Origin of the sequence: Natrinema versiforme JCM 10478 (genome assembly GCF_000337195.1) — an archaeon.
GTDB classification, from domain to species: domain Archaea; phylum Halobacteriota; class Halobacteria; order Halobacteriales; family Natrialbaceae; genus Natrinema; species Natrinema versiforme.
In genome coordinates this window covers 1-233 of record NZ_AOID01000072.1, presented here as the reverse complement: position 1 = coordinate 233, position 233 = coordinate 1, and the positions used below count along the sequence as shown (strand labels likewise).

General features: G+C 58.4%; 1 rRNA gene. It reads left to right on the top strand.

Features of this window, described 5'->3' with window-relative positions:
- Positions 1-233: ribosomal RNA gene (locus tag C489_RS20560) — 16S ribosomal RNA — on the top strand; the annotation flags it as partial.

Genomic DNA, 233 nt, shown 5'->3' with positions numbered 1-233 from the left:
AGACGGTATCTGAGACAAGATACCGGGCCCTACGGGGCGCAGCAGGCGCGAAACCTTTACACTGCACGCGAGTGCGATAAGGGGACTCCAAGTGCGAGGGCATATAGTCCTCGCTTTTCGCGACCGTAAGGAGGTCGTAGAATAAGTGCTGGGCAAGACCGGTGCCAGCCGCCGCGGTAATACCGGCAGCACGAGTGATGACCGCTATTATTGGGCCTAAAGCGTCCGTAGCT